The following is a 17,573-nucleotide window of genomic DNA, read 5'->3' as shown; positions in this document are numbered from 1 at the left end:
TTGGCGCAAGCAGGCCGGCTTTATTTCAGCCCGCGAACCCCTGGTTTCCAGGGGACGGGGTGGGCTGGGAAGGGTTCCCGCGGCTACTTGCGCGTTTGTGCGAAAAAACGGAAATCTATGCACCCGATGCTCAACATCGCCATCAAGGCGGCCCGGCGTGCCGGCACCATTATCAACCGTGCCAGCCTCGACCTGGAAAGACTCAACGTAGCCAAGAAAGGGCCGCGGGATTATGTCACGGAAGTCGATCAGGCTTCCGAAACCGCCATCGTGGAGACGTTGCAGGCGGCCTATCCCGACCACGCCATGCTGGGCGAGGAGTTCGGTTTGCAGGGCGCCCAGCAAGCTGAATACCAGTGGATCATCGATCCGCTCGACGGCACCACCAATTTCATCCACGGCCTGCCGAACTTCGCGATTTCCATCGCCTTGCTGCAGAAGGGCGTGCCGACCCAGGCCGTGATCTTCGATCCCTCGCGCAACGAGCTGTTCACCGCCAGCCGCGGTAGCGGTGCTTTCCTGAACGACCGTCGCGTGCGCGTTTCGGGACGTACCCGTTACCACGAGGCCCTGCTGGGCGCGCATTGGGCCGGCTCGGCCGGCCCCGACCAGGGCAGCGGCAAGTTCCGCCAGGTCGCCGAGAACGTCGTCGGCGTGCGCCGGATGGGTTCGACGGTGCTGGACATGGCCTACGTGGCTTGTGGCCGCCTGGACGGCTTCTGCGGCGTCGGCCTGAAGCCCTGGGATCTGGCCGCCGGCAGTTTGCTGGTGATGGAAGCGGGCGGCCTGGTGTCGGACTTCACCGGCGAACAGGGCTGGCTGGATTCGGGCAATGTGCTGGCCGCCACGCCCAAGATCTTCACGCAGGTGCTGGGCACTCTGCAGGGCGGCCCGTCCCAGGCGTGATGCCTGGCGGTGCTGGTGGATAGCCGGTGCCGGCCGAACGACGTGCGGCCCGCCGCCGCGCGCGTAGAAAAATGGGCCGCCCTTCAAGGCGGCCCTATGTTCATGCAAGCGCGTCAGGCAGGCTTCCCGCTTGCGCGCTTCTTGTGGCTGGATCTTCATCCAGCTGGAAGTAGTGAAACTGGCCAGACCCGTCGGGCCTGCCTTGCTTCGCGCGCGGGGCCTGCTGTGGGTAGGCCGGGGGGAGAGGGGGAACGCGGGCGGATTGGGGCAGGGGGCCGATCGGGTCTGTGAACGTATTTCACCTCGACACGCCCGTCCGCGCCATCGGCCACAAAGCCTAAACAACACTCATCCTTGCCGAAATCCCGGTGCCAGTCGCGTGGTCGTCCGGATGGCGGCGTTTGACGCATGCCGGCCGCGACTCAGCCTGCCGCGCTCGGCCGGCCGCGCCTATTTAGCCATGTGACCGGTGCTGACCGGCTTTTCATGTACGATTACCGGTTCCTTAACTGTTGGAGTTACACATGGAGTGGCTGCTGGACCCCGCTGCCTGGGTCGGCCTGCTTACCCTCGTCATCCTTGAAATAGTTCTCGGGATAGACAACCTCATCTTCATCGCTATCCTCGCCGAAAAGCTGCCACCCAAGCAGCGCGATCGCGCGCGCATACTTGGCCTGTCATTAGCCTTGATCATGCGGCTGGTACTGCTGTCGGTGATGTCCTGGCTGGTCACGCTGACCACGCCGCTGTTTTCCATCGGACCGCTCAACCCCTCCGGCCGTGACTTGATACTCATGGTGGGTGGTTTCTTCCTGCTGTTCAAGGGCACCATGGAGCTGCACGAACGCCTTGAAGGCGTGCAGCAGGCCAGCCATGGTCCACGTGTCTATGCCAGCTTCTGGGTCATCGTGACGCAGATCGTGGTGCTGGACGCGGTGTTCTCGCTGGACTCGGTGATTACCGCGGTCGGCATGGTGGACCATCTGGCCATCATGATGATTGCCGTGGTCATTGCCATCGGCATCATGCTGCTGGCCTCCAAGCCCCTGACCCGCTTCGTCAACGCACATCCCACCGTGGTGGTGCTGTGTCTGGGCTTCCTGCTGATGATCGGTTTCTCGCTGGTCGCGGAAAGCTTCGGCTTCAAGGTGCCCAAGGGTTACCTGTATGCGGCCATCGGCTTCTCGGTCCTGATCGAGGCCTTGAACCAGCTGGCGCGTCGCAACCTGCTGCGGATGGACGCCCGCCGCCCCATGCGCGAGCGCACGGCGGAAGGCGTGTTGCGCATGCTGGGCAAGCGCGCGCCCGTGCCGGCTGACGAAGAGGCCGAATCCGACGGCCATGCCACGGCCGAACAGCCGTCGGCCTTCGGCGTGGAGGAACGCAATATGGTCAGCGGCGTGCTGACGCTGGCGGAACGGTCCATCCGTTCCATCATGACGCCGCGCACCAACCTGACCTGGATCGACATCGACGACGATGCCGACACCATCCGCGCGCAGATCACCGATGCCCCGCACAGCTTCTTCCCGGTCTGCCGGGGCACGCTGGACGAGGTGCTGGGCATCGCGCGCGCCAAGGATCTGGTGGGCGACCTCATCACCGAAGGACGCGTGCAGCGGGACCGCCTGCGCGAGCCCATCATCGTGCATGAGTCGATCGGCATCCTGCGCCTGATGGACATCCTCAAGCGCGCGCGCGGCCAGCTGGTGCTGGTGGCCGACGAGTTCGGCGCCATCGAGGGGCTGGTCACGCCCATCGACGTCTTCGAGGCGATTGCCGGCGAGTTCCCCGACGAGGACGAAATGCCCGACATCGTCCCGGAAGAGGAAGGCCGTTGGAAGATCGACGGTGCCGCCGACCTCCACCATGTGGAGCAGGTACTGGAGACTGATGGTCTGGTGGACGAAGCTCAGGAATACTCGACCCTTGCAGGTTATCTGTTGTCGCGCTTCGGCCATTTGCCGCAGCCTGGCGATACCTGCGAATTCGTGTCGCCTCACGCGCGTTTCACGTTTGAGGTGTTACAACTCGACGGCCGTCGCATTGCCTCCGTCCGGGTTCAGCGTCTGTCGCTGGACATCGCGCAGGCGGATGACGACGCCGATTCCTGACCTCACCCTGAACCGTCATCGTGACTGAAAACACACTCTATCTGCTCAAAGCCGTCTTCCTGGGCATCATCGAAGGGCTCACCGAGTTCATTCCGGTATCCAGCACCGGGCACCTGATCCTGTTCGGGGACTGGATCAATTTCCAATCGAGCTCCGGCAAGGTGTTCGAGGTCGTGATCCAGTTCGGATCCATCCTGGCCGTCATGTGGATCTTCCGCGAACGCCTGTGGCAGTTGATCCGTGGCACCTTCACCGGCGTGCGCAGCGAAATGCTGTTCACGCGCAATCTGCTGGTGGCCTTCCTGCCGGCAGCGGTGATCGGCGCCATCTTCATCCACGCGATCAAGGAGCTGTTCTATCACCCCGCGGTGGTGGCGACCACGCTGGTGCTGGGTGGTTTCGTGATGCTGTTTGTCGAGCGCCACACGAAGGCCGCTACGCCGGGGCCGCACTCGGCGGCTGACGACAGCGCTTCCGAGGTGCGCGCCAGCGCGCATCGCCTGGAGGAAATCACGTGGAAGCAGGCGCTGGGTGTGGGCTTTGCCCAGTGCCTGGCGATGGTTCCCGGGGTGTCGCGGTCGGGTTCGACGATCATTGGCGGCATGATTGCCGGCATCCAGCGCAAGACGGCCACGGAGTTTTCCTTCTTCCTGGCCATGCCGACCATGCTGGGCGCGTCGGTCTACGACTCGTACAAGAACATGGGGCTGCTCAGCCAGCACGATGTCACGGCCATCGTCGTGGGCTTCATCGCGGCTTTCCTGAGCGCGCTGGTGGTGGTGCGGGCGGTGCTGCGATTCGTCGCGAATCACACTTACCGGGTGTTTGCCTGGTATCGGATTGCGTTGGGGATCGTGGTGGGGCTGGTGCTGTTCTTGCGCTAAGGTGCGCTGCGCGGTGCGCTCCGCGCGGTGTTGCTAATGCCGCGAGGCAGAAAAAAATCTGTGCAAAGCCCAGGTTTTTGCTATCCGGGGCACAGCGGAGCCGGCTTTGCCGGTCCGCCAGTGCCGCCCCCTGGGGGGCCGCGCGTAGCGCGGTACGGGGGGGACCTACTCTTCGGCCAGGTCGAAGAACTGCAGGCCGTCGCCGTCGATCACCAGCCAGCCACCGCGTGCCGGCTTGGCGTGATCACAGTCCCAGTCCGGCAGGACCCAGCGTTCCCGCTTGCGGCCATCGATCTGCAACACATGGCGTTGCGGACGGTGCGTGTGGCCGTGCACCAGAGTGGCCACGCCGGTCTGGCGGAACAGTGCCTGCACGGCATCGCTGTTGACGTCCATGATCTCGGCCGTCTTGGTCTGGTTCGCGGTCATGCTTTCACCGCGCGCCTGCTGCGCCAAAGCCAGGCGCTCCGGTATGGTCCGGCCGAGGAACTCGGCCTGCCAGCGCGGATCACGCACCATGGTGCGGAACTGCTGGTACGCCTGATCGTCGGTACACAATTCGTCGCCGTGGGTCAGCAGGACGTCGCCGTAATCGGTCTGCAGCAGCGCCGGTTCCGGCAGCAGGTTCGCCCCGATGGCGGCGGCCAGCTCCTGGCCCATCAGGAAGTCCCGGTTGCCGCGGCCCAGCCACAGCGGGATGGCGCCGGCGACGCGTTGCAGGCCCTTCAGGGCATCGGCCAGCCAGGCCGGCGCCTGGCGGATGACGTCGTCACCGATCCAGGCATCGAAGATATCGCCCGGCAAGAGCAGGGCCGACGCTTCCGCGGCGGCGGCGTCCAGAAAGGCCATGAACGCTTCCGCCGTGGCCGGCGTTGCCGGGCCAAGGTGGATGTCCGAGGCGATCCAGACGCTGCCCGGCAAGGCAACCTTATTCAAGGACTTCGGCCTTCTCGATTTTCACGTCCTCGCTGGGCACGTTTTGGTGGAAGCCGCTGTTGCCGGTCTTCACGGCCTTGATCTTGTCGATCACTTCGGTGCCTTCGGTGACGCGGCCGAACACGGCGTAGCCCCAGCCATTGGCGGTGGGCGCGGTGAAGTTCAGGAAGTCGTTGTTGGCGACGTTGACGAAGAACTGCGCGGTGGCCGATTGCGGATCATTGGTACGCGCCATGGCCAGCGTGTACTTGTCGTTCTTCAGGCCGTTGTTGGCCTCGTTTTCGATGGGGGCCTTGGTGGGCTTTTGCTTCATGCCGGGCTCGAAGCCGCCGCCCTGGATCATGAAACCGTCGATGACGCGATGGAAGATGGTGCCGTCGTAGAAACCTTCCTTGGTGTAGGCAAGGAAGTTCGCCACCGTCTTGGGCGCCTTGTCGGCGTCGAGGGTGATGACGAAATCGCCCAGATTGGTTTGCACTTTGACGCGGGGATTCGAGCTCATGGGTTTCTTGCCTTCAGAGGTGGATGATTCGGTTTGGTTGGAGGTAGACGCGGCGCTGGCCATGGCCGGCACCAGCGTGGCGATCGCCAGGCCGCATGCCGCGTGGCGCAGCAGGCGCAAAAACGGGTGGGACAGAATCATTGGGGCTTCTTTTCATTCAGCAGGTTGTCGAGGGCACGCGCCTTGTTCTGCGACCCCGTGACGCCCAGTTTGGACGCTTCGGAGTACGAACGGCGAGCCAGCATCAACTGTACGTCAGCCATATTGGCCTTGGCGGCGGGGTAGGCGGGCCACGCCAGCAACGCGCTTCGCAACGCGTCCTGGGCGCGGTCGATGTCGCCCCGACCGACGTACAGAACCGCCATGTTATTCCAGGGCTCCGGCAGCTCCGGGTAACGCTGGGTCATTTCAGTGTAAACATCCATTGCCTCATCTACCCGGCCCAGGGCGGCCAGGGCGCGGGCGTGCTGGAATTCCAGCTGGACGTCGGTGCCGTCGTTGGGGCCCCGGTTGCGCACCGCGGCGATGCGGTCGTCGATCATTTTCAGGGCCTGCTCGTTCTTGCCCTGGTTCAGCAGCAGCTCGATGCGGTCGGTGATCTGGGACGGCGTCGGCGTCAGGCGGGTGTCGGTGGACGGCTTGGCCTTGTCCAGCAGATTGGCCAGCGCCTGCCAGCCGCCTTCGGGCGGCAGGGTGTCCAGGGTGGTCATATTGGCGTTCTGGGACTGCGTCGAACCGCCCGGCATGGCCTGGGCGTGGACGGCCTCCAGCGGCGCCGCCAGGAGCAGCGCGGCCAGCAGGACGGGAATGAAGCGCGGCGTGTTAGTCACATTGATTCCGGAAAGAAAGCGCCCGGTTGGCGCGGGATAGGCGCGCGGACCGGGCCGCTTGCTATACTTGACGACCGCCATTTTAGCCTCGGTTGCGTTTCGAGTCCCCCCCGGCCAAGTTTCGGAGGGCCCGGACCGTCTGTTGCCCCGGCTGTCCGGCGCTGTCGCGAATATCATTCCGCCCGTTTCTGGCGGGCCTGAAATCCGCCGCGGTCATGATCCTCGGACGTTAACTCCTGAACCTATGCTGCAGATCTACAACACGTTATCGCGTACCAAAGCGCCTTTCAAGCCGGCCGAGGCGGGTCGGGTGCGGATGTACGTCTGCGGCATGACGGTGTATGACTACTGCCACCTGGGCCACGCCCGCATGCTGGTGGGTTTCGACGTGGTGCAGCGCTGGCTGCGCGTCAGCGGCTATCAGGTCGATTATGTCCGCAACATCACCGACATCGACGACAAGATCATCCGCCGCGCGGTCGAAACCAATCGCCGCATCGGCGAGGTCACGGAGTTCTACATCGACGCCATGCACGCCGACGAGCGCGCGCTGGGCGTGCAGACGCCCGACCACGAGCCGCGCGCCACGCAATACGTGGGCGAGATGCTGGACATCATCAGCCGCCTGGAAAGCAAGGGCCTGGCCTATCAGGCCGACGATGGCGACGTGAACTACGCGGTGCGCGGCTTCGAAGGCTACGGCAAGCTGTCCGGCAAGTCGCTGGACGACCTGCGCGCCGGCGAGCGCGTGGCCGTAGGCTCGGCCAAGCGGGATCCGCTGGATTTCGTGCTGTGGAAGTCGGCCAAGGCCGAGGAGCCCGCCGATACCAAGTGGGAATCGTCTTATGGCCTGGGGCGTCCGGGTTGGCATATCGAATGCTCGGCCATGAGCAAGAGCCTGCTGGGCCTGCCCCTGGATATCCACGGCGGCGGTCCGGACCTGAAATTCCCCCACCACGAAAACGAAATCGCCCAGACTGAAGGCGCTTTCGGCGGCGTGCTGGCCAATGTCTGGATGCATTGCGGCCCCCTGATGGTCGATGCCGACAAGATGTCCAAATCGCTGGGCAACTTCCGCACCATCCGCCAGACCATCGCCGGCGGCGATCTGGACGAAAGCAGCGCCACCTACCCGGTGAATCCGCGCGAAGCGGAGATGCTGCGCTTTTTCATCGTGCGCAATCACTATCGTAGCCCGCAGAATTACGCGCCGGACAACCTGCTCGATGCGCAGAACGCGCTCGACCGCCTCTATCAGACCCTGGCCAACGTGGCCGCGGACGACCAGGGCGTGGATTGGAATGACGCCCAGGCGCAGGCCTTCAAGGCCGCGATGGACGACGATTTCAATACCTCCGGCGCCATGGCCGCGCTGTTCCAGCTGGCTGGCGACGCCAATCGCAGTGGCAGCGCCCGCGCGGCCGGCCAATTGAAGGCGTTGGGGAGCTTGCTGGGCCTGCTGCAGCAGGATCCGCAGACCTATCTGCGCGCGCCGACGCGCTACAAGGGTGGCGAAGCCGCCGCGGGTGCGGGGCAGGGGGGCACGTTGGACGACGCGGCCATCGATGCCGCCATCGCCGCCCGTGCCGCCGCCAAGCTGAGCAAGAATTTCGCCGAATCCGACCGTATCCGCGCCGAACTGCGCGAACACGGCATCGAGCTCGAAGATAAACCCGGTGGCCAGACCAACTGGCGCCGCGTTTAAGGCGTGCCCAAGGAATAACGCACGCCATGTCCAGCGCCGACCCCATCATTGCCAAGCCCCATTACTGGGAAGACGCCGTCAGCCATCTGCTGCGGCGCGACCGTATCCTCAAGAAACTGATCCCGCAGCATCCGGAGGTCTGGCTGACTTCGCGCAGCGCGCCGTTCGTCACCCTTGCCCGCGCCATCATTGGCCAGCAGGTGTCGGCGCGGGCGGCTGACACCGCGTGGCAGCGCCTGCTGGAAGCCGCGGGTGCGCGGCCGTCGCCGGCGGCGGTGCTGCGCCTGGGCGCGGACGGCCTGCGGGCCGCCGGCATCGCGCAGCGCAAGGCAGATTATTTGCACGACCTGGCCACGCATTTCAGCGAGCGCAAGGTTCACCCGGACCGCTGGTCCAAGATGGATGACGAGGCCGTGGTCAACGAACTCGTCTCCATCCGGGGCATCAGCCGCTGGACGGCGGAGATGTTCCTGATATTCAATCTGCAGCGTCCGGATGTCCTGCCGTTGGACGATCCCGGATTGCTCAAGGCAATCTCGCTACACTATTTCAGCGGCGAACCCGTCTCGCGTTTCGAAGCGCGTGAGGTTTCGCTGGCCTGGCAGCCCTGGCGTACCGTGGCTACCTGGTATCTGTGGCACAGCCTCGAACCGGTACCGGTTCAGTACTGACCGCGGATATCCAAGGCTCATTAACAGGAACCTCATTTTCATGCGCAATACCTTCCTGGACTTTGAACAGCCGCTGGCTGAGCTCGACAACAAGATCGAGCAACTACGCTTCGTGCAGGCTGATTCGGCGGTGGACATCTCCGACGAAATCAATCGCCTGCAGCAAAAGAGCCAGACGCTGGCCAAGGAAATCTACGGCAAGCTGACGCCGTGGCAGACCGCCCTCGTGGCGCGTCATCCCCAGCGTCCCTACACCATGGACTACGTGCGGGAGATCTTCACGGATTTCCACGAGCTGCACGGCGACCGCATGTATGCGGACGACCAGTCCATCGTCGGCGGCCTGGCCCGCTTCAACGGTACGTCCTGCATGGTCATCGGCCATCAGAAAGGCCGCGACACCAAGGAGCGCGCCATGCGCAACTTCGGCATGCCGCGTCCCGAGGGCTATCGCAAAGCCTTGCGCCTGATGCGCCTGGCGGAAAAATTCGAAATCCCGGTCTTCACCTTCATCGACACCCCGGGCGCTTACCCCGGCATCGGCGCGGAAGAGCGCGGCCAGTCGGAAGCCATTGGCCACAATCTGTACGCCATGGCCGAATTGCGCGTGCCCATCATCTCCACGGTGATCGGTGAAGGCGGTTCGGGCGGCGCGCTGGCCATCGCTGTCGCGAACGCCGTGATGATGCTGCAGTTCTCCACGTATTCGGTGATCTCGCCCGAGGGCTGCGCGTCGATTCTGTGGCGCAGCGCCGACAAGGCGCCCGAGGCGGCCGAGGCACTGGGCATCACCGCGCCGCGCCTGAAGGAACTGGGCCTGATCGACCGCATCGTCAATGAACCGGTCGGCGGCGCGCATCGTGATCCCCGCGTCATGGCGCGCCTGCTGCGCCGTGCCTTGGGCGACAGCCTGCGCCAGTTGTCGACGATGTCGGCCGACGAGTTGGTCGAGCATCGCCTGCAACGCGTGGCCGCCTACGGCCGCGTGCAGGAAGTGCGCGCCTGATCCGGCGCGCCCTGGCCGCGGAGGTCTGCCATGAACGGCGGCGATAGCGGCGAGGGGGCAGGCGGCGATGCTGCCCCGCCCGCGCGGGTTGTTCCCATCCCCGTTCCCGGCGCTGATGGCGCTTTGCTCACGCCGCTGCGGTCCATGCTGGCTGGCCTGCGGGCCGCCGGGCATCAGCGGGTAGGCGTGGCGGTCAGCGGCGGGGTCGACTCGGCCATGCTGGCGGTCCAAACGGCCGCGCTGGCCGCTATGTCCGCGCCCCTGGGACTCACGCTTTTCATTTATCACGTGCATCACGGCCTGTTCGCCGAGGCGGACGCCTGGGCGGACCGCGTTCGCGCGCTAGGCGCGGCCCTGGACGTGCCCGTGCGCATCCTGCGCGTGCAGGTCGCGATCGACAGCGGCGCCGGCATCGAAGGCGCCGCGCGGGACGCCCGTTATGCCGCGCTGGCGGATGCGGCGCGCGCCGACGGTGTCGGGCACATTCTGCTGGCGCATCATCAGGACGACCAGGCCGAGACGGTGCTGCTGCGGCTGCTGCGGGGAGCCGGGCCGGAGGGCCTGGCGGCCATGGCGGCCAGCAGCGTGCGCGACGGCATGACGTATCTGCGACCCTGGCTGGGTGTTCCGCGCGCCCGCATCCTGGACGCTGGCGCCGCTTACGCCGCCGCCAGCGGGTGGGCGGCGGTGCACGACCCCTCCAATGTGGATCAACGCTATACCCGCGCCGCGGTGCGCACACTGTTGGCGCCTGTCTTGAACGAACGCTGGCCGGGTTGGCAGGCTATCGTCGCCCGTCATGCGCGGCAGGCCGCCGACAGTGCCGAAATCCTCACGGAGGTGGCGGCGGCCGACCTGGCGGGGCTGGATCCTTCGGCTGATTCGCGTGACTTTTCCCTGGCGGCGTGGCGGGCCTTGTCGCCGGCGCGCCAGGCGCATGTGTTGCGCCATTGGCTGCGCGTCCATGGCGCCCGCATGCCCAGCGATGCGCGCCTGGGGGAGTTGCTGCGGCAATTGCGCCAATTGCATGCGCTGGGGCACGACAGGCAGTTGTCGTGGGAGCACGCGGCGCATCGTGTGCGCTGCGTGCGGGGCCGGGTCAGCATCGAAGACAGGGTGTGAGCAGCGGCTGAGCGGCCGCTTAGCAGCCGCTGAGCAGCCGCTTAGCAGCCGCTGAGCAGCCGCCGCGCGTGCCAGCGGCCTGCGCGGCGCTGATGGGCGTCCTGGCCGGCCAGCGGGCCGCCCGAGCCGGCACTGGCGTCACATTCCGTACGCAAATGACGCCTGGATTGCGCATTTTCAGGCGTTTTGCAGCACTTTTTCGCCAACACGTTAGAATACTAGGCTTTGCCTGCCAGCTAGTTCCGGCATTTTCCAGCCAGAGTACGAGATGTCCCTGATCGTTCACAAATATGGCGGTACCTCGATGGGCTCGGTCGAGCGCATCAAGAACGTGGCGCGCCGCGTCGCAAAGTGGCATGCCGCCGGCCACAAAGTTGTCGTGGTGCCTTCGGCCATGGCCGGCGAGACGAATCGCCTGCTCGGCCTGGCGCGCGAGATTACGCCGCAGCCCGATGGCCGCGAACTGGATATGATCGCCGCGACTGGCGAGCAGGCGTCCAGCGGTTTGCTGGCCATCGCGCTGCAAGCGGAAGGCGTGCTGGCACGCAGCTATGCCGGCTGGCAGGTGCCTGTGCGCACCGACAGTTCGTTCACCAAGGCTCGCATCAGCTCCATCGACGACGCGCGCATTCGCGCCGATCTGGATGCTGGTCGCGTGGTCATCGTGACGGGCTTCCAGGGTGTGGATGACGAAGGTCACATCACCACCTTGGGCCGTGGCGGTTCGGACACCTCGGCCGTGGCCGTGGCGGCCGCCATCAAGGCTGATGAGTGCCTGATCTATACCGACGTGGATGGTGTCTACACGACCGATCCGCGCGTGGTGCCCGAAGCGCGCCGCATGCCTGTCGTTTCCTTCGAGGAAATGCTGGAAATGGCTTCGCTGGGCTCCAAGGTCCTGCAGATCCGCTCGGTCGAGTTCGCCGGCAAGTACCGCGTACCGACCCGTGTGTTGTCCTCGCTGACCGACCCCCTGATTCCGCTCGACGAGGAAATGCGTTCGGGCACGCTGATTACTTTTGAGGAAGACGAAAAAATGGAAGCCGCCGTTGTCTCCGGCATCGCCTTCAGCCGCGACGAAGCCAAGATCACCCTGTTGGGCGTGCCGGATACCCCGGGCATCGCCTTCTCCATCCTGGGCCCGGTTGCCGCCGCCAACATCGACGTCGACATGATCGTGCAGAACCAGTCCGTGGCCGGTACCACTGACTTCTCGTTCACGGTCAACCGCAACGAATTCGCCCGTGCCGTGGAAACGCTCAAGCGTGACGTGGTTCCCGCCGTGAAGGCCAAGGAACTGGTCACTGACGAGAAGGTCGCCAAGGTCTCCATCGTCGGCATCGGCATGCGCTCGCACGTGGGTGTTGCCAGCCTGATGTTCCAGACGCTCTCGCAAGAGAACATCAACATCCAGATGATCAGCACCAGCGAAATCAAGACGTCGGTGATCATCGAGGACAAGTACATGGAACTGGCCGTGCGCGCCTTGCACAAGGCCTTCGGTCTGGACCAGGCGCCTGGCGCCGCGGCTTGATTTAAAGCGCCTTGCAGCGCTGGCACGGATGGCCTGGTTGAAGTCATTTCATGCGAATGACGTGACAGCTGGAAAATCCGTGCTAGAATCGCAAACTCTTCTGGAGACGTGCCCGAGCGGCTGAAGGGGCTCCCCTGCTAAGGGAGTATGTGGCTAAAAACTGCATCCAGGGTTCGAATCCCTGCGTCTCCGCCAGATGCTGTGAAAAACCAACCACCTTCGGGTGGTTGGTTTTTTTTTGCCACATCTGCTCCCACATAAAACGGAACTGGCGCTCGTGCGATCTGCCAGCATGGATTCTCGGGAAAAGTTGGGGACTTCGGGATGCAATCGGCTATCCGACATCAACTTTCATCTCAATCCGCGCGATTGATCGGCCCTCACACCGGACCGGGGGGAACGTTCATGCCTGACGCGGGCACTGCAGGTCCTAGGCACCCGTGCTTAGACGGATCGAGCGCAGCTCCCCTCGGCATCATTGGGGGCCGTTGGAAAGGGGAAGAGTAGTGCTCATCGCAGCCGCTCTGAACCGCGTCAATCCATCACTCGTCATCGATTTGCCTCCGCAAGCGAAAGCCCCAGATCAAAGCGCTCGCAGAACAAGAGAGATTACGCCAGTAGGCGCAGATCATCGATGATCACGACGATTTGGGCACCGGGGAGTTTCGGGTTCACGTGAAATCAACACACCCGCCAAGCTTTGCACAGGGCCGAGGTTATCGTCTTCGCGTTCCGCGAAGGAGGGCCCCCGCTCCGTCTGTCGATGGTTTAGCGGAAGAGAGTTAAAAATGTCTAAAATCACTAGGCTGCCTTAATCCTTTTCTGCTTTGATTTCAGCACGTAGACTTAATTTGTCATTCCGCGAGTAAATATGCGAAGACTTAATGGCGACAGGAGCAGGTCCGAATGCATCGGCTGCGTCGAATCGCTCGAAACAGTGTCTTCTAGCTCCAGCACCCTGCTTCCATTGCGCGTAGTTCGTAAAAACCGCGAGAAATTAACAGCGTTGTTTGAAGTCGTTCGAGGGATAACTGTGCAACCGTCGCAGGTGCCAGTGCCGGAGGAGTGCTTCTCAGAACGGTCTCGAGCTTCCGTAGTGGGCGGGTTGAGTCCAGGCGCGCGCGAACTGATTCGTGCGAACGGTTTCGAGCGAGCCGTCGAGCGTGGCTTCGCCGTGCGGTGGGCTCCTCAACGTGATTTGGCTTCCGTAACCTGAGTTAGTAGCCGTGACCGAATCCATCCCAACTGAGGACCATGCAGAACACGCAAGCTCTCTGCCAACGCCCGGCTATTTTCCGCGTCGGCTCGCGATTAGCGAGAAGGATTTGATCGACAGCAGCGTCGACGAGGCCGAATTGCTTGCGTTGCCCGGTAACAAGATCGTGCTCGGTGAGCCGGGCATGGGCAAGAGCAAACTCATGCGCGAGCTTGGACGGAGGCTCAATCTTGACCCGGTTACTGCGATTCGCTTCATCGCTGCCCGGAGCCCGTTGAAGCTGGTGCCGGTAGGTCTGCCATTACTTATCGATGGTCTGGATGAAGCAATGTCGCGGCGCGAAGGCGACGCGGTCGACGCGATCTTGGCGCAGCTCGAGGAAGCAGGCTCACCCCCGTTCATTCTTTCGTGCCGATCGCGTGAATGGCAGGCGCGCACTGGCACGAACTTGAACAGGCTCTACGGTGCCGAGCCCCGTGTCCTAACGCTCGAACCGTTTGATCGTAGCGAAGCACGGGCGTTTCTTCTGGCGCAAACTCCGAGCGTGGATTCTGACCAGGTGCTCGATCATCTCGCGAGCCACAGTCTCCACGATCTTTACCGCAACCCGCTGACACTTGGATTGATGGGGCGCGTCGCGGAAACCGACACGGAATTACCCGCGACCCGCGCGGCATTGTTTGAGCGCGTTTGTACCCTTATCTGGCCTGAACATGATGCTGACCGGCAGGATGAGGGCCTGGCGCAGCTCACGCAGGCCGAAGCGCTGGACGCCGCTGGCGCTATTGCCGCTGGGATGCTGCTTGGTGGCGCAGAGGCCGCCAGCGCGGCGGGCGCTGCGCAGGTGCAACAGGGCGATGTCCGGCTCGCCGATCTGGAGACCTTGCCCGAGGCTCAGGCCGCACGCGCGATCTTTTCATCCAAGTTGTTTTACAGCGTTGGCCCGTCCCGCGGAAAGCCTATCCACCGGGTCATTGCCGAATATCTCGGCGCGCGGTGGCTCGCTCGCCAGGCGAAGACCCCTCGCGCGCAGCGGCGCGTGCTCGCCCAATTACATGGAAATGGCAGCGTTCCGGCAAGTCTGCGCGGGCTCCATGCTTGGCTTGCCTATCACAGTTCGGCGATGGCCGAGTCGGTCATAACTCACGACCCTTATGGCGTGCTGCGCTACGGCGAGGCCACTGCACTGTCACCTCATCTCGCAGATTGCTTATTCAAGGCGCTGTGCCGGTTTGCCAAGGATGATCCTTATTTTCGGTCTAAAGATTGGGACAGCAAGACCGCAACAGGGTTGATGATACCGACGCTTAAACACAACATAGAGGCCGTGATTACCTCGGCGGCGAGCAGTGAGCACATGCGCTCGCTGTTGATCGAAGGACTCCAGGGTACCCCCCTCGCGGTCGAACTCGCCGATACCTTGGAATCGATCGTGCTCGCACCGGAGCGGTTTTATCGCGAGCGATACGATGCGGCCAAGGCTTTGCTCCCGTTTCGTGATCGAGAGTGGTGGCGTACGACCATTGCTGCGCTCACCAACGAGGGCGGCAAGGATGCGCCGCGGCTTGCTCGTCAATTGATCCAGCATATCGACGCCGACGTATCGGACGATCTGTTGGTCGAAACGATTTTCGCTGAAATGGGGGTTAGCAATTCTTCGCATCGCCTCCGAACAGGGCGGCGCGTCCATACTGTCCGGGGTTATGAGCTACTGCTTACCATGATCCCGTCGGGGCGACTGATCCGAGTGCTCGATCTTATGGTCGAACATGCAAAGATGCTTTCCGATGCCGACTGGGAAAACGCCCGCGATGTGGCCGATATGGTCGCTCATCTCGTCGTTCGTGGGCTCGATGAAGGTGTGATCGGCGTTGCCGAGGCATCGTCGCTGTGGCGCTGGCTCGAACCAATCGAGCGAGCGCATAGTTATCATCGCAATGCCCAGCAGGCGCTCGCGAGGTCCCTGGGGGCGCAGGACGCGGTGCGCCGCGCAGTCCAGTTGCACGTCCTGGCGAACGACCGCCGTAAGGATGGCCTGTGGGCTACCGTTCACCGTTTGCAGCGCCGCCTTCTGCAGTTGGTTGGGCGGCCAGATGACTTAATCGCCGTGTTCCACTGGCTGGCCGAAGGGGACAACAAGGATCCCGCGCTTCGCCAAGACTGGATGGATCTGGTGGCGGTCGCGTGGGGGCCCAATGGGCTTGTCCCTGACGTGCGCACGGCAGCGGAGGTGTTCCGTCGTGGCGACAAACCGCTCGGTGATTTCTTGCGTAAGCTTGAAGATCCGAAGAAACCCGCATGGCAGGTTCGTCAGGATAAGATGGCGGCGAAGCGAGATCGTGATCGCATGGTGACGTTTGAGAAAGCGCGTCGCTCATATATCCTCATGCGCGACGATCTGCGTGCAGGGAAGCTGGAGGCGATCTTGCGGCCAGCACAAGCCTATCTCGATCACTTTTCCGATTTACCAAGCGAATCGCTACCTGAAGAGCGCGTGGCTAACTGGCTTGGGACGGACCTTTGCGGTGATGCATTGATTGGGTTTGAGGCCGTGTTGCATCGATCCGATTTGCCTACGCCAGTCGAGATTGCTGAAGGCTTGGCACGCGACACGATATACAACTACAGCTTTCCCATCATGGCCGGGATGTATGAGCGCATGCGCTGTGGTAACGGATTCGCCGACCTGCCAACGTCGCTTAAGCAATCGGCGTTGTTGCTCTGTCACGACGATCATGGATGGAATCTCGATAAGGAAAAAGAAGCGTTGAGCGCGGCGTTGGAAGCTGCTCTCGTTTCTACGCCCGAAACCCGTCAAGCGTTCGCGCGGCTCTGGATCGAGCCTGCGCTGAGGGTGGGTAAGGAGCATGTTGCCGGGCTCTACAAACTCGCGCATGATCCGGAGTGGAAGGCGACTGGGGCGGCTCTGGGCGCTGACTGGCTGGCTAAGTTTCCGAATGTGCCGCAGTCAGTTGAGGCAGGGCTAGTCGACTGTCTGACGTATGGCGGCGCTCTCTGCGAGCTTCACGATGTTGCCGAAAGTCGCAACAAGATGGTCTTCCGCAATGTTGAGCATCTGCTTACGTGGCTTGCGATTGACGTACTGGTCCGGTTCGATGCTGTGCGTGCCGATCTTGCCAAAATCGGGACAGAACAGCGTAACTTCATCTGGTTCCTACGCAACCGGCTGCAGTTCGAGCGGGGCAGCAGCATGCTGACGCTGACGGTCGCGCAGGCCGAATGGATCATCGCCGAATTCCGGGAGCAATGGCCGTATGCAGAGCTTGATGGAGTCGGGTCGGGCAACACTAACGACTATGACGCAACCGATTTTTTGTGCTCGCTGATTAACCGGGTCGCGGACGACACTAGCATGCAGGCGGCCGAGGCAATAACAAGGCTTGTGGCTGGACCTAAGGACACTTACGCTGAACTGATCAGACACATGGCGGCCGAACAGCAGCAGAAGCGCGCCGAGGAAAATTTTATCGCGCTATCACCCGGTGATCTGAGCTCGCTGCTCGACGACGGGCCGCCGCGAAATATAGAAGATTTAAAGGCGCTAGTGTGCGAAGAAATGGCTGTTGCGCAACGCAAGCTTATTGGCGATGATCTCGATTCGGTCGTCGATTTCTGGACTGACGACGGTATCCCGCGCGACGAGAACCGATGTCGCGACCGGCTGGCCGCGATGCTCGGCCCGGAACTTGCTCGTTACGATATTGATCGGATCACTGAGGCGGACATGCCCCAAACTAAGCGCGTAGACTTGGCGTTCGCCCGTGGGACGATGCAGTTACCGGTGGAGGTCAAAGGGCAGTGGCATGGGGAGGTGTGGGATGCCGCGACTGGCCAACTCGACTCGCAGTACCTGATCGACTGGCGCTCTGAGCAACGCGGCATCTATTGCGTCCTGTGGTTCGGTGATCTGCCCTCGGTGACGAACCGGAGATTGAAGGCGCATCCCGACGGGCTCACTAGGCCGGCGACTGCGGAGGCCATGCGCATGATGCTCATTGAACGGATTCCCGAGGCGCGCCGCGCACTGATTGACGTGGCAGTGATTGATCTATCGGCCCACAAACGTGGAAATTTCCAGGGGTGCTCAGACACGCGATCCTTTCAGTGACGGCGCCGGGTGAGCACT

At 63.0% G+C, this 17,573-nt stretch carries 12 protein-coding genes and 1 tRNA gene; 10 read left to right on the top strand and 3 right to left on the bottom strand.

Annotation, left to right across the window (positions count from 1 at the left end):
* Window positions 1–117 precede the first annotated feature (117 nt).
* From ASB57_RS15040 to ASB57_RS15030, 3 genes are all read left to right on the top strand, one after another.
* Window positions 118–906 (top strand): inositol monophosphatase family protein, encoded by a 789-nt coding sequence (locus tag ASB57_RS15040; RefSeq protein WP_057652955.1) that lies wholly within the window; start codon window positions 118–120, stop codon window positions 904–906.
* 524 nt (window positions 907–1,430) lie between these two features.
* Complete coding sequence (locus tag ASB57_RS15035) at window positions 1,431–3,020, top strand: TerC family protein (protein ID WP_057652954.1); 1,590 nt, start codon at window positions 1,431–1,433, stop codon at window positions 3,018–3,020.
* Between the two features lie 20 nt (window positions 3,021–3,040).
* Window positions 3,041–3,904 (top strand): undecaprenyl-diphosphate phosphatase, encoded by an 864-nt coding sequence (locus ASB57_RS15030; RefSeq protein WP_057652953.1) that lies wholly within the window; start codon window positions 3,041–3,043, stop codon window positions 3,902–3,904.
* Window positions 3,905–4,069: 165 nt separating this feature from the next.
* On the opposite strand, the gene ASB57_RS15025 is transcribed toward ASB57_RS15030, so the two are convergent.
* The 3 genes from ASB57_RS15025 to ASB57_RS15015 form a co-directional block, all read right to left on the bottom strand.
* The gene (locus ASB57_RS15025) at window positions 4,070–4,840 is read right to left on the bottom strand and encodes a UDP-2,3-diacylglucosamine diphosphatase (RefSeq protein ID WP_057652952.1); all 771 of its coding nucleotides are present in this window, start codon (window positions 4,838–4,840) and stop codon (window positions 4,070–4,072) included.
* A complete protein-coding gene (locus tag ASB57_RS15020) occupies window positions 4,833–5,342 on the bottom strand; it encodes a peptidylprolyl isomerase (protein WP_057656170.1) in 510 nt (169 codons plus the stop codon). Before ASB57_RS15020 ends, ASB57_RS15025 begins: the two co-directional genes overlap by 8 nt.
* A 137-nt stretch (window positions 5,343–5,479) precedes the next feature.
* Window positions 5,480–6,172, bottom strand: a complete 693-nt coding sequence (locus ASB57_RS15015) for a M48 family metallopeptidase (protein WP_057656169.1) — start codon at window positions 6,170–6,172, stop codon at window positions 5,480–5,482.
* A gap of 244 nt (window positions 6,173–6,416) precedes the next feature.
* On the opposite strand from ASB57_RS15015, the gene cysS reads away from it, so the two are divergent.
* From cysS to ASB57_RS14980, 7 genes are all read left to right on the top strand, one after another.
* Window positions 6,417–7,877 (top strand): cysteine--tRNA ligase, encoded by a 1,461-nt coding sequence (cysS, locus tag ASB57_RS15010; protein WP_057652951.1) that lies wholly within the window; start codon window positions 6,417–6,419, stop codon window positions 7,875–7,877.
* Between the two features lie 26 nt (window positions 7,878–7,903).
* Window positions 7,904–8,548: a DNA-3-methyladenine glycosylase gene (locus ASB57_RS15005; RefSeq protein WP_057652950.1), complete on the top strand. Its 645-nt coding sequence runs from the start codon at window positions 7,904–7,906 to the stop codon at window positions 8,546–8,548.
* A 40-nt stretch (window positions 8,549–8,588) separates the two neighbouring features.
* Window positions 8,589–9,554, top strand: a complete 966-nt coding sequence (locus ASB57_RS15000) for an acetyl-CoA carboxylase carboxyltransferase subunit alpha (RefSeq protein ID WP_057652949.1) — start codon at window positions 8,589–8,591, stop codon at window positions 9,552–9,554.
* A 144-nt stretch (window positions 9,555–9,698) separates the two neighbouring features.
* Window positions 9,699–10,676 (top strand): tRNA lysidine(34) synthetase TilS, encoded by a 978-nt coding sequence (gene tilS, locus ASB57_RS14995; RefSeq protein ID WP_057656168.1) that lies wholly within the window; start codon window positions 9,699–9,701, stop codon window positions 10,674–10,676.
* A gap of 268 nt (window positions 10,677–10,944) precedes the next feature.
* Window positions 10,945–12,210 (top strand): aspartate kinase, encoded by a 1,266-nt coding sequence (locus tag ASB57_RS14990; RefSeq protein WP_057652948.1) that lies wholly within the window; start codon window positions 10,945–10,947, stop codon window positions 12,208–12,210.
* Window positions 12,211–12,312: 102 nt separating this feature from the next.
* Window positions 12,313–12,405, top strand: a tRNA-Ser gene (locus ASB57_RS14985).
* A 1,031-nt stretch (window positions 12,406–13,436) separates the two neighbouring features.
* The gene (locus ASB57_RS14980) at window positions 13,437–17,555 is read left to right on the top strand and encodes an NACHT domain-containing NTPase (RefSeq protein ID WP_082621617.1); all 4,119 of its coding nucleotides are present in this window, start codon (window positions 13,437–13,439) and stop codon (window positions 17,553–17,555) included.
* Window positions 17,556–17,573: the final 18 nt, after the last annotated feature.

The organism is Bordetella sp. N (assembly GCF_001433395.1).
GTDB lineage: Bacteria > Pseudomonadota > Gammaproteobacteria > Burkholderiales > Burkholderiaceae_B > Bordetella_C.
The sequence above is the reverse complement of the archived record's forward strand: the minus strand, read 5'-3'. Positions and strand labels throughout refer to the sequence as shown.

Coding starts and splice junctions, on each gene's coding strand:
- ASB57_RS15040 (WP_057652955.1), top strand. CDS start 118: ATGCACCCGATGCTCAACATCGCCATCAAGGCGGCCCGGCGTGCCGGC.
- ASB57_RS15035 (WP_057652954.1), top strand. CDS start 1,431: ATGGAGTGGCTGCTGGACCCCGCTGCCTGGGTCGGCCTGCTTACCCTC.
- ASB57_RS15020 (WP_057656170.1), bottom strand. CDS start 5,342: ATGAGCTCGAATCCCCGCGTCAAAGTGCAAACCAATCTGGGCGATTTC.
- cysS (WP_057652951.1), top strand. CDS start 6,417: ATGCTGCAGATCTACAACACGTTATCGCGTACCAAAGCGCCTTTCAAG.
- ASB57_RS15005 (WP_057652950.1), top strand. CDS start 7,904: ATGTCCAGCGCCGACCCCATCATTGCCAAGCCCCATTACTGGGAAGAC.
- ASB57_RS15000 (WP_057652949.1), top strand. CDS start 8,589: ATGCGCAATACCTTCCTGGACTTTGAACAGCCGCTGGCTGAGCTCGAC.
- tilS (WP_057656168.1), top strand. CDS start 9,699: ATGCTGGCTGGCCTGCGGGCCGCCGGGCATCAGCGGGTAGGCGTGGCG.
- ASB57_RS14990 (WP_057652948.1), top strand. CDS start 10,945: ATGTCCCTGATCGTTCACAAATATGGCGGTACCTCGATGGGCTCGGTC.